Raw genomic sequence first — 21,636 nt, 5'->3', positions numbered from 1 at the left:
GTACGTGGCGAAGGCCCCAGCGGAGCAAGCTCCGCTCTACAAGATTTGTGGGGACAGGTGCGCCATGGGATGCACCAAGCCGTTACCCCGACTTGCCCTCGCGGGTCTCGATGGTGATGTGGCCGTTGGTTTCCAGGATCGCCAGGCGGATGTCGCGCTCGTGCTCGCAGCCGGACTGGCGCATGGCCTTCTTGAAGTCCGACTCGGCCACCAGCTGCTTGCGCAGCACCTCGGCGAAGACCTTGCCGTCGCGGGCCAGCACCGTGGCATGGCCCTCCACCAGGTGGCGAAAGCGCATCGAGCGCGCCGAGCCGAAGGCCACCAGCCAGTTCAACGCGATCAGCGTGGAGGCCATGATCAGCGCGCCGGTGAGCGAGTTGTCGCCGCCGTTGATGCCGTTCTGCACGGCATTGCCGATCAGGATCAGCAGGATCAGATCGAACGGGGTGAACTGGCCGATGGCGCGCTTGCCGGAGATGCGCATCAGCACGGTGACCATCACATAGATCACCACCCCGCGCAGCACGAAGTGCCACCACGGCGCGGACAGGTCGAACAGATCGTGCATCGGGGCGGCATCGCAGGTGGCAACGGCGGCGTTATCACACGTGCGCCCCGCAGCGGCAAGTGAAGAAGCGGCGCCGTCCCAACGCCGGCTGAAGCGCGCGGCGACGGAAAGCCCTCGGAAAGGTCCGCTGCCTAACGTGGCGCCACCTCGAACCACGCACCAAGTCCCATGTCTCTTCGTTCCGTTCCCCTGCGCTGGACCGTGCTGTGCGACTTCGACGGCACCATCGGGCTGCGCGACACCATCGACACCCTGCTGCAGCGCTTCGGCCGTCCCGGCTGGGAGGCGCTGGAGGACGACTGGCTGGCCGGTCGCATCGGCTCGCGCGCCTGCATGCGCGGCCAGGTCGCGCTGCTGGACATGGATGCGGCCCAGTTCGAGCAGCATCTGTCGGGCCTGGACATCGATCCGGCCTTCCCGGCCTTCGCCGCGGCGGTGGCCGCGCGCGGCTGGCCGCTGGAGATCGTCAGCGACGGCCTGGATCTGCCGATCCGCCTGCTGCTGGCCCGCGAGGGCGTGGCGCCGCTGCCGCTGTACGCCAATCGCTTCCATCCGGTCGGCGAACGCCGCTGGAACCTGGAATCCCCGCACCAGGCGCCCAGCTGCGGCGCCGGCACCTGCAAGTGCGCGCGCGCCGCGCAGGCGCGCCGCCACGCGCCGGGCGGCCAGGTGCTGCTGGTCGGCGACGGCACCTCGGACTTCTGCGTGGCCGGCCGCGCCGACTACGTGTTCGCCAAGCGCAAGCTGATCGCCCATTGCCGCGACCACGCGCTGGCGCACAGCGCCATCGAAGGCTTCGCCGAGGCGCTGGCGCTGCTGCCCGCCCTGGAATCCGGCGCACTCACCCGCCACGCCCCGCTCGTTTCTCCCGCCGTCGCCATCGCGTGACGCGGCTTCCCCTCCTGCTGCAAACGGACACTGCCATGAACCTGCTCCACACCCTCGCCCCGGCGCTCGAGGACGACGCCCAACTGCTGGCCGACGAGGCCCGCTACAGCTCCTTCGGCGACACCGTGCACTACGTCGATCCGCCCAAGGTGTTCCACCGCTGCGAAGGCAGCTACATGTTCGACAGTGGACAGACGCCGTATCTGGATCTGCAGATGTGGTACTCGGCCTGCAATTTCGGCTATTCCAACAAGCGCCTCAACGACGCGCTCAAGCACCAGATCGACACCTTGCCGCAGGTCGCCAGCCAGTACTTGCACCCCACCCGCATCCAGCTGGCCAAGACCATCGCCCAGGACGTGGAGGGCAAGTTCGGCCTGCCCGGCCGCGTGCACTTCAACGTCGGCGGCGCGCAGGCCATCGAGGACTCGCTCAAGCTGGTGCGCAACTACAAGAACGGCAAGAGCCTGATGTTCGCCTTCGAGGGCGGCTACCACGGCCGCACCCTGGGCGCGTCCAGCATCACCTCCAGCTACCGCTATCGCCGCCGCTTCGGCCACTTCGGCGAGCGCGCGATGTTCATCCCCTTCCCCTATCCCTTCCGCCGGCCCAAGGGCATGAGCCCGGAGGAGTATTCGGACCACTGCGTGCGCCAGTTCGCGCGCCTGTTCGAGACCGAATACAACGGCGTGTGGGACCCCAAGGTCGGCCAGGCCGAATACGCGGCCTTCTATGTCGAGCCGATCCAGGGCACCGGCGGCTACGTGATCCCGCCGCAGAACTTCTTCCGCGACCTGAAGAAGGTGCTGGACCAGTACGGCATCCTGATGGTGGTCGACGAGATCCAGATGGGCTTCTGGCGCACCGGCAAGCTGTGGTCGATCGAGCACTTCGGCGTGACCCCGGACGTGCTGGTGTTCGGCAAGGCGCTGACCAACGGCCTGAATCCGCTGTCCGGCCTGTGGGCGCGCGAGGAACTGATCAACCCGACCATCTTCCCGCCGGGCTCGACCCATTCCACGTTCAACTCCAACCCGCTGGGCACCTCGCTGGGGCTGGAAGTGATCCGCATGGGCTACGAGATGGACTACGAGCGCACCGTGCCCGAGAAGGGCGCGCACTTCCTGGACGGCCTGCGCGAGCTGCAGAAGCGTCACAAGGAGATCGGCGACGTCGATGGCCTGGGCCTGGCGCTGCGCGCGGAAATCTGCGAGGCCGACGGCTTCACGCCCAACAAGGCGCTGCTGGACCGGATGGTGGACATCGGCCTGGGCGGCGAGCTCACGCACAAGGGCAAGCCGATCGGCCTGGTCCTGGACGTGGGCGGTTGGTACAAGAACGTCATCACCCTGGCGCCCTCGCTGAACATCACCCACGAGGAGATCGACCTGGCCATCGCCCTGATCGACCAGGCGCTGACCAAGGCCAAGCAGACCGTCTGATCCCCCACCGGCACCGGCCGCGCCAAGCGGCCGGTGCTTCGCGGAGCCGCCATGTACTCCTGTACCCAGCTCGAGCCCGATGCGCTGCTCGACAGCTTCCTGGCCCATCCGCCGCCTGGTTTCCAGGTCGAACGTCTGTCCAGCGGCCTGCCGCTGTTCCGTGCCCGCCTGGATCTGCTGACCACCGCCGACGATGCGCTGCGCCGGCGCGTGACCGGCCTGCCCGGCTATCGCCACTGGCGCCGCTGGCTGGAGTGGCCGGCCTGCTTCATCGGCTGCACCGCCACCGAGTACGCGCCATTGCCGCTGAGCGGCAGCGTGGAGGCGCTGGCCGACGAGGTGCTGGCGCAGGCGCGACGCGCGCCGCTGCTGATCGTCAAGGATCTGCCCGACGACTCGCCCCTGCTCGGCCTGCACGGCAATCGCCGCGCCCAGGCCTTCGCCCAGGCGCTGGCCGAGCGAGGCTTCGTGCTGATGCAGGGCATGCAGCTGGCGTGGGTGCCGATCGATTTCGCCGACGAGGACGCCTATCTGGCGCGCCTGTCCTCCGGCCGCCGCCGCGATATCCGCCGCAAGCTGCGCTCGCGCGCCGACCTGCGGATCGAATGCCTGCCCACCGGCGCGCCATGCTTCGACGAGCCGGACACGCTGGCGACCTATTACGCGCTGTATCTCAACGTCTACGCGCAGAGCCAGATCCACTTCGACCAGCTCGACCGCGCCTTCCTCGACGGCCTGCTGCGCGACGGCGGCAGCGGCGGGCGTGTCTTCGCCTACTACCACGATCAGGCGCTGATCGGCTGGAACCTGTGCTACGAGCACGCCGGCATGCTGGTGGACAAGTACATCGGCCTGGCCTATCCGCAGGCGCGCCAGCACAACCTGTACGCGGTGAGCTGGATGCACAACCTCGAACACGCCCGCCGCCAGGGCCTGAGCCACTACGTGGCCGGCTGGACGGATCCTGAGATCAAGCGCTATCTCGGCGCGCGCCTCACTCCCACCCGGCACGCGGTGTATCCGCGCAACGCCCTGCTGCGCGGCCTGCTGCGCCGGCATGCGCACCGCTTCGAACACGAAGCCGGCAGCGTGCCGCAGGCCGAGGTGGCCGGATGAGCGCACCGCTGGTGCTGGACCTGGACGGCGCGGTCGGGCCGCTGGCGGGCGCGCGCGTGCTGCCGCTGCGCGCCTGGCAGGACGCGGTGCGCTTCGGCTGCGGCGTGGCCACGCTGGAACGGCTGGCCCGCGAACTGCAGCCGGCGCTGGAGAGCGCGCACGGCACGGTGATGCTGGGCAGCGGCGACTTCCATCACCTGACCTGGCCGCTGGTGCGGCAGGCGGCGGCGCGCCACGGCGGCCCGCTGCAGGTGGTGGTGCTGGACAACCATCCGGACAACATGCGCTATCCCTTCGGCGTGCACTGCGGCTCGTGGGTGCGGCGCGTGGCGGCCCTGCCGCAGGTGGCGCGCGTGCACATGGTCGGCCTGTGCTCGGCCGATGCCGGCACGCGCCATTGCTGGGAGAACGTGCTCGGCCCGCTGCGCGCCGGACGCGTGCATTACTGGTGCCTGGGCGTGGACACGCGCTGGGCGCGCGCGCTGGGCTGCGGCCATGCCGTGCATGGCTTCGCCGACAGCGCCAGCCTGCTGGACGCCTTCGCCGCACGCGCCGACGCCGCACTGCCGGTGTACCTGTCCATCGACAAGGACGTGTTCGGCGAGGACGTGGCCCGCACCAACTGGGACCAGGGCCGCTTCCAGCTGGCCGACGCGCGGCGCCTGATCGACGAACTCTCCGCGCCGATCATCGCCAGCGATATCACCGGCGAGATCTCGCACCATCGCTACCGTCAGCCGTTCAAGCGCCTGCTCTCCGCGCTGGACGGCCAGCAGCCGCCCGATCCGAACGTCCTGCCCCTGTGGCAGGCCGGCCAGCACGCGCTGAACGCGGCGCTGCTGCCCCTGATCGCCGCCGCCTCGGTCGCAGCCTGACAGCCCGCGTCGCGCCGCGCCTACGTCGCGCCTTGGCGCAGGACGTCGAGAATGCGCGCGCGCGCGGCCTCATCCAGCCAGGGGCCGTTGCCGATGGTCAGGCTGCACGCGGCCAGTGCGCGCGCCTGCGGCACCTCGGCCTGCGGCACGCAGTCGCGCAGATAGGCGTAATCGGGCAAGGCGTGGATGAACATGCGGCTCACGCCCAGGCCGGCGGTCCACAGCCGCGCGAGCACCGCGTCGCGGCGCTCGCGGTCGGGCAGGCGCAGCCACAGCACCGGCCAGGTGCCGTGTTCGCCGGGGCGGTCGTCGTAGACCTGCACGCCGGGCACGGCTTCGACGGCCTGCTTCCAGGCCAGGGCGCGATCGCGCGCGGCGTGCAGGAAGGCCGGCAGCCGCGCGCTGGCATGCACGCCGACCATGCGCCGCCAGGCGCCGACGCGGTGCAGCGGTATCTCCGGCCCGAACACATCGCCCACCGCCGCTTCCGGATCGCCGCGCTCCAGCGCGCGTCGCAGCGGCAGGCCATAGGCCAGGGCCAGCGCGCGCGGCCGGTAGGCCAGGGCCAGGCCCAGCAGCTCGGCGCTGCGACGCAGCTCCCAGCCTGCGCTCGAGGGCACCCGCGCCGCCTCCTCTGCCAGCAGCGCGCGCAGCGCCGGATCGGCGCTGACCAGCAGGCCGCCCTCGTACAGCGACAAGCCCTTGCCCGCGGCCAGGCTGAAGAACCCGATGTCGCCCCGCAGACCCACGCTGCGCCCGTCCACGCGCGCGCCCAGCGCCTGGGCCGCGTCCTCGATCACCCAGGCGCCGCAGGCGCGCGCCGCGTCCACCGCGTCGGCGACATCGGCCACGCGACCGGCCAGGTGGGTGGGCAACACCGCCAGCGTGCGCGGCCCGCACAGGCCGCGCAGGGCGACCGGATCGAGATCGAAGTGTCCTTCGCGCAGCTCGCCCAGGCGCAGACGCAGTCCGCAGGTCTGCACCGCGATGGCCACCAGCGGGCAGGTGTAGGCCGGCACCACGACCTCATCGCGCGTCGGCGCCAGGCGCCGCAGCGCGCGCAGGGCCAGCACCAGCGCCGCGGTGCCCGAGCAGGTCAGCAGCGGCGCGGGCAGATCGAACAGCTGCGCCAGCCGCGCTTCCAGCCCGGCATCGCCGGGCAGCAGGTCGGTCCAGCGCAGCGGCAGCCCCGCCGTGGGCGGCAGTTCACGTCGCGGCAGCACCGGCGATCTCGGCGGTCTGGGTTTCGGCACGCGCCAGGCAGGCCACGCCGGCCAGGATCAGCGCCGCGCCCACCACGTGCACCAGGGTAATCGGCTCGCCCAGCAGCCAGGCCGAGACCAGCAGCACGCTGACCACTTCCAGATGCGAGGCGGCGAAGGCCGGGCCGATCGGCGCGCGCTCCAGCAGCGTCATCCAGGTGAAGAAGGCGCCGATGTAACCCAGGATCGCGCCATAGATCCACGGCTGGCCGAACAGCCGCTGCAGCCAGGGCAGGCCCCATTCCAGCGGCAGGGCGTGATCGCCGGCGAGCTTGAAGCTCAGCTGCGCCAGCGTGTCGAACGCCATCAGCAGCGGAAAGCCGAACACATACGGCCGTTTCATCCGCCCACTCCCACCACCGCCACGCCCAGTCCGATCAGGCCCATGCCGGCCACGCGCAGCGGCGTCAGCCGCTCGCCGAAGAACAGCCGCCCGGCCAGCATCAGCGCCAGGATGTTGACCGAGCCCAGCAGCACGCCGCGCGACAGCGGCACCAGCGACAGGAACGCCGCCCAGGCCAGGAACTCCACGACATAGCAGGCGATGCCCAGCCACAGCCACGGCCGTGCCAGCCGGTGCCGCCAGCGCGCCAGCGTCTGTGCGGCCTCACCGCCATCGACCGCCGCGGCCTTGAAGGCCAGCTGGCCGGCGGTATCCACCACCACGGTCAGCAGCCACAGCAGGGCCACCGCCAGACTCATGCCAGCGCCTCGTACCGGTACGGCGCATCGACGCTCGCCCGCGGCGCCGCTTCCGGCTGCGCGAGACGCTGGAAGAATTCCACCGTGCGCTCGGTCAGCAGGCGCCGCTGCCGGTCCAGGGTCAGCATGTGATAGCTCTCGTGCATCGGCAGGAACTCGGTCGGCCCGGACACGCCGTCCAGCACCCACTGCGCATTGCGCAGGCTGGCCACGTCGTCCTCGGTGGCATGCGCCACCAGGCAGGGCGCGGTGACCTGGGGCAGATGCCGGCGCACCCGCGCCGCCAGCGCGCGCAGCTCGGCCAGCGAATGCCAGGGGTTGCCCGGCAGCCCGGCCACGCTGCTGTCCGCGCCCTGCATCGCCGCGCTGATCTGCGCGCGCAGGCGCTCGTCGCGCAGGCCGAACGGCGGCTCCTCCATGAACATGCGGTCGCGACCGATACCGGTGGCCTTGAACAGCGGCAGAAGGAAGGACAGGTGACGCGTCCACGGGATGTTCCAGCCGTCGTAGACGAAGGTCGCGCCGTACACGCCGACGCCCGACACCAGCTCGGGGCGCTGGCTGGCCAGCTCCAGCGACAGCAGCGCGCCCATCGACAGGCCGGCCACGAAGATCCGGTCCACCTTCGTCGCCATGGCGTCCGCGGCCTGCTCGACGCTGGCATACCAGTCTCGCCAGCCGGTGGCCATCAGGTCGTCCAGGTCGCCGCAGTGGCCGGCCAGCTGCACGCCGTGCACGGTGAAGCCGGCGCGGTGCAGGCCGGTGCCGACCCGGCGCATCTCGGCCGGCGTGCCGGTCAGGCCATGGATCAGCAGCACGCCGTTGCGGCCACCTTCGAAGAAGAATTCGCTTGAACGGATCACGTGCCACCTCACTGAAGAGGCCGGCAGGGTGTCACGCGAGGTTTTCCGCTGGCTTTCGTCCGCGCCGGGGCGGCGGCGGGGTTTACGCCAGGTTGTGCTTGCCCAGGTCGGCCGCCGTCTCCGGCCGCGCCGCTGCGGGGAAGCGCACCTCCACCCGCAGCCCACCCTGCGCGCCGCGCAGGAACGCCACCTCGGCCTGGTGGTGGCTGGCGATGCCCTGCACGATCGCCAGCCCCAGGCCTGTGCCCTCGCCGCCGGTGCCGGGCACGCGGAAGAAGCGCTCGCCCAGCCGCGCGCGCAGCGCGTCGGGCACGCCCGGGCCATCGTCTTCCACGCTCAGGATCACCCGCGCCTGCTCGGCCGAGAGGCCGACGGTGATGCTGCGACCCTTGCCGGCATAGCGCAGGGCGTTGTCGATCAGGTTGTCGAGCAGTTCCTGCACCCCGCGCGCTTCGCCGACGATCGCAGGCACTGGCGTCTCCGGGGGCTGGTAGCCCAGGTCCAGCCCGGCATCGAGCGCCTCGGGCACGCGCGCGGCCACCGCGCGCGGCACCAGCCGGTCCAGGGCCAGCGGCTCATGCATCTCCTCGCGCGGATGCGGCGCCTGCGCGCGGCTCAGCGCCAGCAGCTGGTTGGAGGCCCGCGCCGCACGCGCGGTCTGCGCCAGGATGTGGGCCAGCGACTGCTGCAGCTGGGCCGGATCCTGCGCCGTCATCGCCCGTTCGGCATGCAGCTGCAGGCCCGCCAGCGGCGTGCGCAGCTGGTGGGCGGCGTCGGTGATGAAGCGTTCCTGCAGGGAGATCGCGCCGCGCACGCGCACGAACAGCGCGTCCAGCGCGCGGGTCAGCGGCAGGATCTCGCGCGGCACGTCGGGCTCGGTCACCGGCGCCAGCGCCTGCTCACGCTCGGCCAGGCGCCGGGTCAGCGGCGCCAGCAGGCCAAGCCCGCGGTCCACGCCGACCCAGACCAGCACCAGCACCACGGCGATCAGGCCGGCCTGCAGCGGCAGGGTCATCAGCAGCACGTCGCGGGCGCTGCGGTGGCGCTCGCGCAGGGTCTCGGCGACCGTCACCCCCAGCGTGTCGCCGGCCTCGTACGGCGAGGCCAGGCCGACGGTCGCCATGCGCAGATGGTGCTCGTCGTGGAAGCCCTTGTAGAGCACCGGCTTGGTCCCCGGCACCGGCATCCGCGTGTTGCCCAGGCCGCTGTCGCCGTAGAGCAGGCCGTGGCGCCGGCTGATCACGGCGAAGTAGTTGGGCCCGTTCGGGTCGTAGCGCAGCAGGAACTGCGCCTGCTGGGACAGCGCGTGCGACTGCGGCTCGCGCCGCAGCAGCTCGGCCAGGGTGACCGCGTCGTCGGCCAGGCTGCTGTCGTGCGCGCGGTTGGCGTAATGCAGCGCCACGCGATAGGTCAGCCCGGCATCGAGCGCCAGCAGCACCAGCATGGGCACCGCCAGCCACAGCACCAGCCGCCGGCGCAGGCTGGGGTGCGGGCTAGGGCCGGCCATCGGTCCCCCTGCAGGCCCTAGGCGTCATCGCCTGTGTCCTGTTGCTCCTGCAGCAGATAGCCCAGGCCGCGGATGGTGCGCACGCCCACACCGCTGCCCTGCAGCTTGCGGCGCAGGCGGTACATGGCGATGTCCAGGCCGTTGTCGCTGATGTCCGCATCCCAGCCGCACAGCACCTCGACCAGCTGGGCGCGGCTGGCGACGCGGCCGGTACGCGTGGCCAGTGCGCCGAGCAGGCCGAACTCGCGGGCGGTCAGCTCCAGCGGGTCTTCGCCGATCCAGGCGCGGTGGCCGGCCAGGTCCAGGCGCAGCTGGCCCAGGCGCAGTTCGGGCGCGCCCTGGCTGACCATGCGCCGCAGCAGCGAACGCACCCGTGCCTCGAACTCCTTCAGGGCGAAGGGTTTGACCAGGTAGTCGTCGGCGCCCAGGTCCAGCACCTGTACGCGATCCTCCAGCCCTTCGCGTGCGGTGATCACCAGCACTGCGGTGGTCGCCGCGCGGGCACGCAGGCGCTGCAGCACCTGCACGCCATCCATGGGCCCCAGCAGGCCCAGGTCCAGCACCAGCAGCTGGTACTCGGTGTCGCGCAGCGCCAGATCGGCACGGGAACCATCGGCCAGATGATCCACCGCATGCCCCTGCTGGCGCATGGCCGAGACCACGGCCTCGGCGATGGCCGCATCGTCCTCGACGATCAGGACGCGCATGACGGACGGGACAGCAGACGAGAAGGGAACGGCGACATGCGCACCACACCACGAAGCGGCTCAACCGGAAGGCGCGAAGTGTCGCCGAAAACCTGTCGCGCCGGTCAGGTCTTTGGGCTTGCGGGCAGGAAGGCGTTTCGACTCCGTAAGGGCAGCGCGTCAGGTCACAGGGCTTTGGCTTGAGCCCCCGCCCTTGCGCGCAGCGCAGGGGAGGGATGGGGAGGGGTCGGGGCTTTACCGGGCAAGCCGCCGAAGCAAGAGCACCCCGGCCCTCCCCTTCGCCTGCGGCGAAAGGGAGGGGGCAAAGCGCTTGCTGGATGCCTTCGTGCCGTAAGAAGTCCTGATCCATTCGCCGCAGAGCGTCGGCCCGGGCAGGCGAGCGGCGAGCGGCGAGCGGGCCAGGGATGGTCCGCGGCGGCGAGTCCACCGTCGAGGGCTGACCGAGCCGAGGAGCCGCGTCCGAGGAGGTCGAGGCGGGTTGGCGAAGCAGGCATTTCGGGCAGGCGCGCGTGGCGACGGCGGGTTGGTGCGACCGCACGCCGGCGATCGGGCATAAAAAAGCCCCGCGGAGCAGGGGGGGCTCGGCGGGGCCAGGGTACGGGAGCCTGGGGAGGGGCTCTTCGTACCAGAGATCGGCCCCAGGGGATGGGGGGCGATCCGCGACAGACCTTGCATCTGTCGAGGGCTATGAAAGCACTCCCAACATGGATAGATCGTGAAGGATCCGGTTAAAAACCCGTTGAATTTAGGGGATATTCAGATCATAAACTGGTCAGTTCTGAAATTAATTTCTCGTTATCTCGAAAATGTCGATGTAACTGGCTGTTTCGCCAGCATCGCGTAGGCCGCAACGCCGTGCTGGCGGCCTGAACTGCGGGTTTTATTGCGCCGCCTGACACAAAGGCGCTATACGCGCCAACGTCCACTTCGCAACACACCCGCACAGCCAATCAGTGCGCCTCGTCCCAGTTGTCGCCGACGCCACAATCGACTTCCAGCGGCACGGCCAAGGTCGCCGCGCCCGCCATCAGGCTGCGCGCCTGCGCGGCGAGGGTCTCGACGAAGTCGGCCTCGGCCTCGAACACCAGTTCGTCGTGCACCTGCAGGATCATCATGGCGCGCTCGCGATGGTCGGCGAGCCACGCGTCCACCCTGACCATCGCGCGCTTGATGATGTCCGCCGCGGTGCCCTGCATCGGCGCATTGATCGCCGCGCGCTCGGCGCCGGCGCGCTGGCCCTGGCTGCCGGCGTTGATGTAGTCCAGATACAGGCGGCGGCCGAACACGGTCTCGACATAGCCCTGCTCGCGCGCCTGCTGGCGGGTGGCCTCCATGTAGTCGCGCACGCCCGGATAGCGGCTGAAGTACAGGGCGATGTAGTCCTGCGCCTCGCCGCGGCCGATGCCCAGCTGACGCGCCAGGCCGAAGGCGCTCATGCCGTACATCAGGCCGAAGTTGATCGCCTTGGCGGCGCGGCGCTCGTTGGGCGTGACCTGGTCGATGCTGCGGCCGAAGACCTCGGCCGCGGTGGCGCGGTGCACGTCGGCGCCGGATTCGAACGCGCCGACCAGGCCGGGGTCGCCGGACAGGTGGGCCATGATCCGCAGCTCGATCTGCGAGTAGTCGCAGGCCACCAGTTTGCGCCCGGGCGGGGCGACGAAGGCGCGGCGGATGCGGCGGCCGTCCTCGGTGCGGATCGGGATGTTCTGCAGGTTCGGATCGGACGAGGACAGGCGCCCGGTCGCCGCGCCGGCCTGGTGGTAGCTGGTGTGCACGCGGCCGGTCTGCGGATGGATCATCTCCGGCAGCTTGTCGGTGTAGGTGCTGCGCAGCTTGGCCAGGCCGCGGTATTCCAGGATCACGCGCGGCAGCTCGTGCGCCTCGGCGATGGCCTCCAGGGCCTCCTCGTTGGTCGAGGGCTGGCCCTTGGGCGTCTTGACCACCGCCGGCAGGCCCAGCTCGTCGAACAGCAGCGCCTGCAGCTGCTTGGGCGAATCCAGGTTGAAGCTGCGCCCGGCCAGTTCGGTCGCCTTCTGCTGGGCGGCGAGCATGCGTTTGGACAGGTCGGCGCTCTGGCGGCGCAGCTCGTCGGCATCCACGCGCACGCCGTTGGCCTCGATCCGCGCCAGCACCGGCACCAGCGGGATCTCGATGTGGCGATAGACCGAATCCAGCGCCGGCTCGGCGGCCAGCTTCGGCGACAGCACCTGGTGCAGGCGCAGGGTGATGTCCGCGTCCTCGGCCGCATAGCGGGTGGCGTCCTCCAGGGACACCTGCGAGAACGGGATCTGCTTGGCGCCCTTGCCGCACACGTCCTCGTACTTGACCGTGTCGTAGCCCAGGTAGCGCTTGGCCAGGCTGTCCATGTCGTGGCGGGCGCTGCCGGAATTGAGCACGAAGCTCTCCAGCAGCGTGTCCTGGGTGTAGCCGGCCACTTCCACGCCGTGACGGCGCATGACATGCAGATCGTACTTGCCGTGCTGGCCGATCTTCTCCACGTCCGCATCGGTCAGCAGCGGGCGCAGCGCCTCCAGCGCATCCTGGCGCGGCAGCTGCGCCGGCGCACCCGGATAGTCGTGGCCCAACGGCAGGTAGGCGGCCTTGCCCACTTCGGCGGCGAAGCTCAGGCCGATCAGGTTGGCCTGCATCGGGTCCAGGCTGTCGGTCTCGGTGTCGAAGGCGAAGCGGCCGGCGGCCTTGAGGGTGTCGATCCAGGCATTGAGCTGCTCGGTGGTCAGCAGCGTCTCGTATTCGCCCGCGGCCGACAGCGCCGGATCGAGATCGGGCGCGGCAGCCGGCGCAGGCGCGGCGCTGAAACCCGTGCCGCGCGCCTTCCCAGGTTCTTTTTCCGCGATCGGCACCGACACGCTGCCACCGTCCAAGTCCTTCAGCGCCTGGTTGAAGCCGTAGCGCGCGTAGAGCTCACGCAGTTCGTCCACGTGCTGCTCGCGCAGCGCCAGGTCCTGGGCGGCCACTTCCAGCGGCACGTCGGTGCGGATGGTCACCAGCGCGCGGTTGAGCGGCAGGCGCTCCAGCGCCGCGCGCAGGTTGTCGCCGATCTTGCCCTTGATGCTGCCGGCGTTGGCGATGACGTTGTCCAGGGTGCCGTACTCGGCCAGCCACTTGGCCGCGGTCTTGGGGCCGCACTTCTCCACGCCGGGCACGTTGTCCACCGTATCGCCCATCAGCGAGAGCAGGTCGACGATCTGGTCGGCGCGCACGCCGAACTTGTCCATCACCGCCGCGTCCGAATCCATCCGGCTGCCGCTCATGGTGTTGACCAGCTCCACGCCCGGGCGCACCAGCTGGGCGAAGTCCTTGTCGCCGGTGGAGATGGTCACCTGCAGGCCGTCGCGGCAGCCCTGCACGGCCAGGGTGCCGATCACGTCATCGGCCTCCACCCCTTCCACGCGCAGGATGTCGATGCCCAGCGCGTGGACGATCTTCATCATCGGCTCGACCTGCGCCCGCAGGTCATCGGGCATGGCCGCGCGGTTGGCCTTGTACTCGGGGTACAAGTCGTCGCGGAAGGTCTTGCCGGGCGCATCGACCACGAAGGCGACGTACTCGGGCCGCTCCTTCAGCGTGGCGCGCAGCATGTTGACCACGCCGAACAGCGCGCCGGTCGGTTCGCCGGCCGCGTTGCTCAGCGGCGGCAGCGCGTGGAAGGCGCGGTAGAGGTAGCTGGAGCCGTCGATCAGTACGAGTCTTGTCATGCGCAGATTCTACGCCGCGCCCCCGCGTCACCGGCCGTCACCCGGCAGCACGCGCGCAGGCGGATAATCGGCGCGGTTCCCACCTGCGAGATGCCGCCATGAAGCGCCTGATGCCCGTCCTGACCTGCCTGCTGCTGAGCGGCGGGATCCTGCTCACCGGCTGCGCCAGCGGCGGCGGCGCGCGCCACGGCGGCCAGGACCTGACCGAGATGGACCTGCCCGACGCCGATGTGGCCGTGCGCACCGAGGACAACGGCGACGTCATCCAGGAGTACCGCGTCGCCGGCGCCCTGCGCATGGTCAAGATCACCCCGAGCCGCGGCCCGGCCTACTACCTCTACGACGACAACGGCGACGGCAGACTGGACCGCTCCAGCGATCCCAACCGCGGCGACATCTCGCCGGTGTACTGGAAGCTCTACGGCTGGTGAGGTGGCGGCGTGGGGCCGCTAGGTGCGGCTGGCACCGAGCACCCTCTCCCATATCGTCGTTCCCGCGAAAGCGGGAACCCATGGACGTTCGGCTTCTCGCTTGAAAGGCACGGGGTCCCCGCATGCGCGGGAACGACGGACTGTCGGCCGTCCTAGCGCGTCTCCGCAGCCTCTTCGACCGAGGCCGCCTTGCGCCTGGCACCACGCTCCATCCACGCCCTGCGCAACCCGCGCGTGACCGGACGTTCCAGCCAGCGATAGCTGGCCAACCCGACCAGCGCGCTCACCCCCAGCGCGGTGAGCAGATAGCCGGTCAGCTGCAGCAGCCCATGCAGCGGAATGCGCGCCCACAGCGCCTGCACCAGCAGCAGCGCCAGCACGGTATGGGTGAGGTAGATCGAGTAGCTGGCATCGCCCAGCCGCTCCAGCAGCGGGTGGCGCGGTGCGCGCGTGCCCAGCCCGATCGCACCGGCCACGACCGCCACGCCGCACACGATCCGGCCCACCAGCGCCAGCCCCTCCTCCGACAGCGCGGGCAACAGCAGCAGCCCCGCCAGCCCGGCCGGCAGCAGCCAGCCCGGCAGACGATCGGCATGGCCGCGACGATAGAGCACGCCCAGCCAGAGGCCGCACAGGAATTCGAGCAGCAGCGGGCTGGTGTAGGTGCGCGCCAGCGGGCTTTCGGGCTCGCCCAGCGCGCCCGCCGCGACCAGCACCAGGATCAGCGCGGTCGGCACCGCCACCACGCGCCTGAGCACGATGCCGACGCAGAACAGCGCGTAGAAGAACATCTCGAAGTTCAGCGTCCAGCCCACGGCCAGCAGCGGATACAGCTCGCCGTGCTTGTCCGGGCTCGGGTGCGGGATGAAGAACAGCGACTGCAGCAGGTGCCACAGTTCGGTGGCGTCCAGGCGCGCCTGGTGGCGCAGCAGTTCGATCGCCATCAGCGCCAGGGTCGCGATCCAGTACAGCGGCACCACCCGGATCATCCGCTTGCCGATGAACTCGCGCCAGCGTTCGTCGCGTGCGGCCACGTACATGATCAGCCCGCTGATCACGAAGAAGATGTCCACGCCGGAGGCGAACGCCTCGTAGTGCGCCAGCGGATTCCAGAGCCAGGGAATCGGGTTGCGCGCGTGGTGCAGGACGACCATCAGCGCGGCCACGGCCCGCAGCGACTGGATGGCGGCCAGGCGGTCCTTGTCCGATCCCATGCGGCTTCATTCGGGCGGCGCCCGCGTGGGGCAGGAGCACCGGATCCTGACACGATGGTCATGAAGCAAGGCCGTGTGCGATCGCGGATCGTGACAGGGGCCGCAGGAGGCGGGTGGAACAGATCCATGTTCGCCACCTGCAGCACCACGATCGTGCCGTCGAACCAAGGGCTCTTGGCCGGTCACCGCTGACGCCCCTTGATGAGCTCAGTTGCTGTGGCTGACGGCGCTGTGCGGGAGCGCCCGCTTGGCCAATCTCTGGAGCAGCCTGAGCCATCTCAACAAGCGCCAGCTCCCCTCCCACGCCACTTGAAGCATCCGAAGCGCCCCTCCCCTTTGCGCGCAGCGCAAGGGGGAGGTTGGGAGGGGGTTCGCTTTTGCTTTTGCAGTGCTCGCCGTTGGCGAGGGGCAAATGCGAAAGCGAAAGCAACAGCAACGGCAAAAGCGACCCCTCCCCAGCCCTCCCCTTCGCCTTCGGCGAAAGGGGAGGGAGCTAAGACCGTGGCCAGCTGACTGTCCTGTCAGGCGCCTCGCCCGCGTTGTCTGGGGGAAGGACGCCTCCGGCGCCCGGATTCGACCGTCTGATCGACAGGATGTGCGTTCATGTTCGTTGATGCCAAGGCGCTGCCCCGCGGCGCAACCGTTCGCTCCGACGTCTGCATCGTCGGTGCCGGCCCCGCCGGCATCGCCGTGGCCACCGCCCTGCGCCACTGCGGCCTCAAGGTCACCCTGCTGGAAAGCGGCGGCCTGGACGAAGACCACGCCGCCCGCGGCCAGCCGGCCAGCACCTCGGTGTTCGACGGCCACCAGGGCATCTGGACCACGCGCCGGTTCGGCGGCAACGCCAACCGCTGGCTGGTCGACGCGGGCACCGGCGCCAACCACCTGCGCCTGACCACGCTCAGCGCGGTCGATTTCGAGGCGCGGCCGTGGCTGCCCGACAGCGCCTGGCCGCTGTCCATCGCCGAGCTGGCGCCGTTCTATGCGCGCGCCCAGCAATGGTTCGAGCTGCCGCCGTGGCACTACGGCCCGGGCTACTGGGAGGGCGCCGATGCGCCGCGGCTGCCGCTGCAGGGCAGCGGCCTGCGCACCAGCATGTTCCACTTCGCCGACAAGGAAGTCGTGCTGAGCGGCCAGCGCGAGCTGATCGGCGCCTCGCGCGACATCACCTGCTACTACAACGCCACCGCCGCGCGCCTGCAGCTGGATGCGTCGAGCGGGCGCGTGCGCGCGGTGCACGCCCTGGCGCAGCCCGGTCATGCGCTGGTGTTCGAGGCCGACACCATCGTGCTGGCGCAGGGCGGCCTGGCCACGCCGCAGCTGCTGCTGGCCTCCGACGATGTGCTCGCCGACGGCATCGGCAACCAGCACGGGCTGGTGGGGCGTTACTTCATGGACCATCCGCTGGTCTTCGGCGGCACCTTCACCCCGAGCTCGCGCAAGCTGATCGACCGCATGGCGCTGTACGACCTGCGCCGCGTCGATGGCACCTCGGCCATGGGCCATCTGCAGCTGACCGATGCCACCCTGCGCGGCGAGCCCAGCGTCAACCTCAGCACGATCCTGTTCCCCCGGCGCAGCATGTCGCGCCGGCGCGAGATCGGCTTCCGCGCCTCGCAGCGCGTGCGCGAGGCGCTGCGCCGCAAGCAGCTGCCGCGCAAGCGCGACCTGGTGGCCGCGGCACTGGGCGTCGACGGCGTGCTGCAGCAGTACAACGACCGCCTGCGCCGCCCGATCTCGCACCTTGGCGTGGGCGGCTGGTCGCGGCAGGGCGAGCCCAGCCACCGTCTGGACCACTTCGAGGTGCTGCACCAGGTCGAGCAGCCGCCGCGCTACGACAACCGCGTGCGCCTGGGCCAGGAGCGAGACGATCTGGGCAACCGCCTGATCGAGATCCAGTGGCGCTGGCACGATCAGGACATCGCCCTGGTCCACCGCAGCCAGGACATCGTGGCGCGCGAGCTGGCGCGCAGCGGCCTGGGCACCTTCCACATCCGCCGGCCGATGGAGATCAAGACCACCTCCACCACGCATTTCCTGGGCACCACGCGCATGCACGACGACCCGCGCAGCGGCGTGGTCGATCGCGAGGGCCGCGTGCATGGGGTGGAGAATCTGTACGTCACCGGTTCGTCGGTGTTCCCCAGCGGCGGCTACGCCAACCCGACCCTGACCATCGTCGCGCTGTCGCTGCGCCTGGCCGAACGGATCCGCAACGAGGCCAGCGTTGCCGCGCCGCTGATCGATCTTCCCAGCGGGACGCGGCGCGCGCCGATCGGCTAGCGTGCATGGCGGGCTCTGGGCTGCGTGCAGGCCCGCCATGAAACAGTCGATCCCGCGTTGCGCGTCTCGCCGACGCGGCTTGGCATGATCGGCTCACAGCCTCCTATCGTCGTTCCCGCGAACGCGGGAACCCAGCGCCTTTCGCGCGATCCTGAAAGCCAACGACACCGCGCTCGCCCCTCTGCAGGAACGACAGGTTCCTATCACCGCCCTTACCTCACCCCGCGACACGCTCTAAAGTCCGTGGCTTTCCCATGAACCAAGGAGGCCGCGATGCGTATCGCGGTGATGGGGGCCGGCGCAGTCGGCTGCTACTACGGCGCCATGCTGGCGCGCGCCGGCCACGCGGTGACCCTGATCGGCCGCGCGCCGCTTGTCGAAGCGGTGCAGGCCCATGGCCTGCGGCTGGAGTCGGCCGCGTTCGATGGCGTGGTCGCGCTGCAGGCCAGCACCGACGCCGCCGCCGCGGCCGAGGCCGAGCTGGTGCTGTGCTGCGTGAAGTCAGGCGACACCGAGACGGCCGGCGCCGCGCTCGCACCCTGGCTCGCGCCGCAGGCGCAGGTGCTCAGCCTGCAGAACGGCGTGGACAATGCCGCACGCCTGGCTCAGGCGCTGCGGCATCCCGTCATCCCCACCGTGGTCTACGTCGGCACCGAGATGGCCGGCCCGGCGCATGTGCGCCACCACGGCCGCGGCGAGCTGGTGATCGGCGCAGGGGCGACCAGCGCCGCGCTGGCCGCGATGCTGACTGAGGCCGGCATCCCGAGCGAAGTCTCGGACCACGTGGCCGAGGCGCTCTGGGCCAAGCTGGTGATCAACTGCTGCTACAACGCGCTGTCGGCCATCTCCCAGCAACCCTACGGCCTGCTGGTGCAGGCGCCGGGGATCAAGGACACCATGCGCGCGGTCTTCGACGAATGCACGGCGGTGGCCGCGGCCGCGTCCATCACGCTGCCCGACGACCTGTGGGACGCCACGTACGGCCTGGCACGCAACATGGCCGGCCAGCGCTCCTCCACCGCGCAGGACCTGGCGCGCGGCCGGCCCAGCGAGATCGACCATCTCAACGGTGCCGTCGTGCGGCTGGGCCGGGAACATGGCATCGCCACGCCGGTCAACCACACGCTGTGGAGCCTGGTGAAGCTGCTCGAGGCCGCGCCGCGCTAGCGGCGTCGGTCAGGGCGCGCGGCGATATACCGCCGCGTTGATGCACGAGAGCACGCTGATGATGAACCAGCCGAAGGGCAGCAGCGACAGCGTGATCAGCCAGGTGATGACGAAGGCCACGCAGCCGGTCAGAAACCACAGCACCGCCGAGATCAGCCGCCCCTGGAACAGTTGGCCCAGTCCCGGGATGAAGAAACTGCAGATGGCGGCGATGACGTTGCCTGCCGAACCCTGTCCTGCGCTCATGGGGATGTCCTGAAGTCCGATGCGGATCGATCGACCGCGATGCTCACCGCGCACGGCCGCCGCGCCCAGTGACGAAGGTCATGCGCCTGGCGCCCGGGATCTGGGTGGCCCAGGGAACCCGTCGTTCCCGCGAACGCGGGAACCCAGCGCCTTCGATTTCCGCACGAATCCCCGCAGCGCGTCGCTTTCGCGGGCCCGCGAGCGGCGCCTAGTCCGCCACCGCGATCCGCATCCCATGCGGCGCCAGCATCGCATTCAAGCGCGCGGTCAGGTCCAGCTCCCGCGGCGCGCATGCCTCGATCTCGTCCAGCCGGAGCATGAATGCATTCCAGAAATCGCCCGGCGCCGGGTGCGCGGCCACCAACGCAGGCAGGGCCTGTTCCAACGCCTGGAGCATGGCTTCGAGCTGCGGCGACGTGTCGGGCGGAAGCGCGGTCATGGCGAGCTTGCGCAGGCGCGTGATGCGACTGCGCGGCGATGGCGAAGGGAGTCCGACGCATCTTAAGGCGCTCGGTAACGCGGCCAAGCGCATCTAAAGCCAGCCTGTCCGCTTTCGCTGACCGATGCGCGCCCGGCGCTCAGCGGCGCATGCACCGCTGCCAGCGCGCGTTGACCCGGTCGGCGAACCAGTCGGTGGTCAGCTGGCGGGTGATCTTGGGGCTCTCCAGCCGGATGCCCGGCAGCACCGCGCGCGGCAGCGGCCGACCGGCCGCCGCGTCGCCCAGGGCGAACACGCTGTCCTCGAACGTCAGCGTGTCACCCTGCTGCAGCGCGCGGCGGATCTGGCCCTCGTCCATGTCCAGGCGTGCGCCCAGGGCGCGCACCGCGCGCTCGGTGGCGCCCGGATCGTCCATGCCCGCGCCGGGCCGGAGCAGGTCGCCGTCCAGGGCCAGCTTGATGCCCGAGGCGCGGCTGACCGCGGCCTGGAAGGCCGGCGTTGCGGCTGGCATACCAGCCGGCGTTGAAATCGGCGAAGCGGTACAGCAGCGCGTCGTAATGCGCCGGATAGCCAGCAGATGGGCGGTGCCGAAATACAGCCCACCGCGCCGGGTGAACACCTCGTGGCGCACGCCGGCCTGCAGCGGATACGGATAGCCGCGCGTGCGCGTCTGGGCGAAGGCGATGCTCACCTGCATCGGCCCGCCGGTGCGGACCGGGTTGAGCCCGCCGAACAGCTTGCCGCCCAGCGGTACCATGCCGACGAAGTCCTCGTAGAGCTCGCTGAGCTGGCGCTCGGTGCGCACCGCCGCCAGGCGCTGGGCGTAGCTGCGCCCATCGGGCGAGGTGATGCGCAGCGCCGCATCGACCAGCAGGCCCGGCACATGCAGCGCCGCCGCGCGGCGGTCGATCTCGCCGCGCGCGATCGCCGGCAGGCCGGGCACCGGCGGATCGGCCTGGTAGGTGGATTCCTGCTCGGTCACCGCCAGCACCGCGCAGACGTGTTCGGGGCTGGCGTCGATGCCCTGCGCGGTCAGCGCCACGTAGACGTCGTCGGCCCAGCCTTGCGCATCGGGCAGCGTGGCCGGCAGCTTGCGCACGATCTCGGCGCGCACCGCATCGGGGTTGCGCTGCGGCGCCTTTGGCTGGGTCGCACAGCCGGCCAGCAGCAGGCAGAGCAGGCCAAGGGCGGTTCGGAGCGTGTCGAGGCGGCGCGGCGGCATGGCGCGCATGCTGCCATGCACGTGCCCATGCGCGCGTCACGGGCGTCGAGATGAGGGCGAAGCACTTGCAGGGCGTGCATGCGCAACGTCACTCCTGCGCGCACACTTTGCGCCCGGCGGCTCCGCACCTCGAAAAACTCGCTCACTCACTACCGTCGTTCCCGCGAAGGCGGGAACCCAGCGGCTTTCGCACACCGCCTCGATGCCATCGGGTTCCCGACCTGGCGGAAGCGACGCGATCCGTCGCCCGCTCCCGCCTCGAAGCCCCCGACAGCGCCTACCCCCGGATCCGCCAGGCGATATGCGACAGCACGCGCTCGGCCGGCACGTTGGGCACCAGCCACACCGCGAAACCGGCGACCATCGCCGTGCCCACGACCCAAGGCGCCGCATGCGGCGGCAAGGCCAACTGGGCGCGCCAGCGCCCCAGCATCCAGCCCGAGGCGGCCAGGCCCAGCCCCAGGCCGACCACGATCTCCGCCGGCGTGTGGCGGAAGCTGAGCACCCGCGCCACCGCCACGGCCACCGCCAGCGCCACGCCGATCAGGGTGGACAGCAGGCGCGTCGTCGGCGCGGCATGCGCGGCCAGCAGATAGCCCAGCACCGGATACAGCATCGCCGCCAGCGCGCTGTGGCCGCTGATGGTGAAGAAACCGACGCTGCGCCAGTCCACGCCGAAGGCCTTGTAGGCCAGCTTGGACACCACGATCGCGCCGCCCAGCGCCACCAGCGTGGCGGCCCATGCCACGGCCAGACGCGGATTGCGCCCCCACCACAGCCCGCCCAGGACCAGCATGACCGGGACCAGCAGCCGGCTGTCGCCCATCCAGTTCAAGGCAGTGCTGAGCGGCGATGGCGTCATGCGAAAAGTCCGGCGAAGAGGCGACACCCCACACTACGGCAACCGCACCGAACCCAGGCCGCGTCCCGAGCGGGCCGTAATTGCCGTGTGGTGGGAGGTGCACGCCCTGCGCGCACGGCATCGAAT

19 protein-coding genes and 1 pseudogene are annotated in these 21,636 nt (G+C 70.5%); 7 read left to right on the top strand and 13 right to left on the bottom strand.

Features of this window, described 5'->3' with window-relative positions; all coding sequences use genetic code 11:
* Window positions 1-82: 82 nt before the first annotated feature.
* The gene (locus EAT51_RS13710; RefSeq protein ID WP_130521815.1) at window positions 83-568 is read right to left on the bottom strand and encodes a DUF421 domain-containing protein; all 486 of its coding nucleotides are present in this window, start codon (window positions 566-568) and stop codon (window positions 83-85) included.
* Between the two features lie 189 nt (window positions 569-757).
* Here EAT51_RS13710 and EAT51_RS13705 point away from each other — a divergent pair, with 189 nt between their 5' ends.
* The 4 genes from EAT51_RS13705 to EAT51_RS13690 are packed head-to-tail and all read left to right on the top strand — an operon-like array spanning window position 758 to window position 4,889.
* The gene (locus EAT51_RS13705; protein ID WP_130521826.1) at window positions 758-1,456 is read left to right on the top strand and encodes an HAD-IB family phosphatase; all 699 of its coding nucleotides are present in this window, start codon (window positions 758-760) and stop codon (window positions 1,454-1,456) included.
* A 35-nt stretch (window positions 1,457-1,491) separates the two neighbouring features.
* Window positions 1,492-2,898, top strand: coding sequence for an aspartate aminotransferase family protein (locus EAT51_RS13700; protein WP_130521814.1), 1,407 nt, complete (start codon window positions 1,492-1,494; stop codon window positions 2,896-2,898).
* A 51-nt stretch (window positions 2,899-2,949) separates the two neighbouring features.
* The gene (locus EAT51_RS13695; RefSeq protein ID WP_130521813.1) at window positions 2,950-4,014 is read left to right on the top strand and encodes a GNAT family N-acetyltransferase; all 1,065 of its coding nucleotides are present in this window, start codon (window positions 2,950-2,952) and stop codon (window positions 4,012-4,014) included.
* A complete protein-coding gene (locus EAT51_RS13690) occupies window positions 4,011-4,889 on the top strand; it encodes an arginase family protein (RefSeq protein WP_130521812.1) in 879 nt (292 codons plus the stop codon). Before EAT51_RS13695 ends, EAT51_RS13690 begins: the two co-directional genes overlap by 4 nt.
* Before the next feature lie 20 nt (window positions 4,890-4,909).
* On the opposite strand, the gene EAT51_RS13685 is transcribed toward EAT51_RS13690, so the two are convergent.
* The 7 genes from EAT51_RS13685 to polA all read right to left on the bottom strand — a co-directional run bounded on the left by EAT51_RS13685 (window position 4,910) and on the right by polA (window position 13,646).
* The gene (locus tag EAT51_RS13685) at window positions 4,910-6,112 is read right to left on the bottom strand and encodes a DegT/DnrJ/EryC1/StrS family aminotransferase (protein WP_130561744.1); all 1,203 of its coding nucleotides are present in this window, start codon (window positions 6,110-6,112) and stop codon (window positions 4,910-4,912) included.
* Window positions 6,096-6,494, bottom strand: coding sequence for a DMT family transporter (locus EAT51_RS13680; protein WP_130561743.1), 399 nt, complete (start codon window positions 6,492-6,494; stop codon window positions 6,096-6,098). Before EAT51_RS13680 ends, EAT51_RS13685 begins: the two co-directional genes overlap by 17 nt.
* Complete coding sequence (locus EAT51_RS13675) at window positions 6,491-6,853, bottom strand: EamA family transporter (protein ID WP_130521809.1); 363 nt, start codon at window positions 6,851-6,853, stop codon at window positions 6,491-6,493. Before EAT51_RS13675 ends, EAT51_RS13680 begins: the two co-directional genes overlap by 4 nt.
* Window positions 6,850-7,716, bottom strand: a complete 867-nt coding sequence (locus EAT51_RS13670; protein WP_130561742.1) for an alpha/beta hydrolase — start codon at window positions 7,714-7,716, stop codon at window positions 6,850-6,852. The genes EAT51_RS13675 and EAT51_RS13670 overlap by 4 nt, the downstream gene beginning before the upstream one ends.
* An 82-nt stretch (window positions 7,717-7,798) precedes the next feature.
* Window positions 7,799-9,223 carry a sensor histidine kinase gene (locus tag EAT51_RS13665; RefSeq protein ID WP_130561741.1) on the bottom strand — a complete coding sequence of 475 codons (1,425 nt, stop codon included), beginning with the start codon at window positions 9,221-9,223 and terminating at the stop codon, window positions 7,799-7,801.
* 17 nt (window positions 9,224-9,240) lie between these two features.
* Window positions 9,241-9,930 carry a response regulator gene (locus EAT51_RS13660; RefSeq protein ID WP_130521806.1) on the bottom strand — a complete coding sequence of 230 codons (690 nt, stop codon included), beginning with the start codon at window positions 9,928-9,930 and terminating at the stop codon, window positions 9,241-9,243.
* Between the two features lie 950 nt (window positions 9,931-10,880).
* On the bottom strand, window positions 10,881-13,646 hold the full coding sequence (gene polA, locus EAT51_RS13655; protein ID WP_130561740.1) for a DNA polymerase I: 2,766 nt from the start codon (window positions 13,644-13,646) through the stop codon (window positions 10,881-10,883).
* A 119-nt stretch (window positions 13,647-13,765) separates the two neighbouring features.
* Between polA and EAT51_RS13650 the strand changes: the two genes are divergently transcribed.
* The gene (locus tag EAT51_RS13650) at window positions 13,766-14,077 is read left to right on the top strand and encodes a DUF2782 domain-containing protein (RefSeq protein ID WP_130561758.1); all 312 of its coding nucleotides are present in this window, start codon (window positions 13,766-13,768) and stop codon (window positions 14,075-14,077) included.
* Between the two features lie 152 nt (window positions 14,078-14,229).
* On the opposite strand, the gene EAT51_RS13645 is transcribed toward EAT51_RS13650, so the two are convergent.
* The gene (locus EAT51_RS13645) at window positions 14,230-15,291 is read right to left on the bottom strand and encodes an acyltransferase family protein (RefSeq protein WP_130561739.1); all 1,062 of its coding nucleotides are present in this window, start codon (window positions 15,289-15,291) and stop codon (window positions 14,230-14,232) included.
* A gap of 603 nt (window positions 15,292-15,894) precedes the next feature.
* On the opposite strand from EAT51_RS13645, the gene EAT51_RS13640 reads away from it, so the two are divergent.
* The gene (locus EAT51_RS13640; RefSeq protein ID WP_130521655.1) at window positions 15,895-17,574 is read left to right on the top strand and encodes a GMC oxidoreductase; all 1,680 of its coding nucleotides are present in this window, start codon (window positions 15,895-15,897) and stop codon (window positions 17,572-17,574) included.
* A 273-nt stretch (window positions 17,575-17,847) separates the two neighbouring features.
* Window positions 17,848-18,741 (top strand): ketopantoate reductase family protein, encoded by an 894-nt coding sequence (locus tag EAT51_RS13635; protein WP_130521654.1) that lies wholly within the window; start codon window positions 17,848-17,850, stop codon window positions 18,739-18,741.
* Between the two features lie 9 nt (window positions 18,742-18,750).
* Here EAT51_RS13635 and EAT51_RS13630 read toward each other — a convergent pair whose 3' ends face one another.
* The 4 genes and pseudogenes from EAT51_RS13630 to EAT51_RS13615 form a co-directional block, all read right to left on the bottom strand.
* Window positions 18,751-18,987: a hypothetical protein gene (locus EAT51_RS13630; RefSeq protein WP_130521653.1), complete on the bottom strand. Its 237-nt coding sequence runs from the start codon at window positions 18,985-18,987 to the stop codon at window positions 18,751-18,753.
* 208 nt (window positions 18,988-19,195) lie between these two features.
* Window positions 19,196-19,426 carry a hypothetical protein gene (locus EAT51_RS13625; RefSeq protein WP_130521652.1) on the bottom strand — a complete coding sequence of 77 codons (231 nt, stop codon included), beginning with the start codon at window positions 19,424-19,426 and terminating at the stop codon, window positions 19,196-19,198.
* 139 nt (window positions 19,427-19,565) lie between these two features.
* A pseudogene (locus tag EAT51_RS13620) lies at window positions 19,566-20,648 on the bottom strand (DUF1615 domain-containing protein).
* A 277-nt stretch (window positions 20,649-20,925) separates the two neighbouring features.
* Window positions 20,926-21,510: a phosphatase PAP2 family protein gene (locus EAT51_RS13615; RefSeq protein ID WP_130521651.1), complete on the bottom strand. Its 585-nt coding sequence runs from the start codon at window positions 21,508-21,510 to the stop codon at window positions 20,926-20,928.
* Between the last annotated feature and the right edge of the window lie 126 nt (window positions 21,511-21,636).

The sequence above is a fragment of the Pseudoxanthomonas winnipegensis genome (assembly GCF_004283755.1).
Lineage (GTDB): Bacteria > Pseudomonadota > Gammaproteobacteria > Xanthomonadales > Xanthomonadaceae > Pseudoxanthomonas_A > Pseudoxanthomonas_A winnipegensis.
The sequence above is the reverse complement of the archived record's forward strand: the minus strand, read 5'-3'. Positions and strand labels throughout refer to the sequence as shown.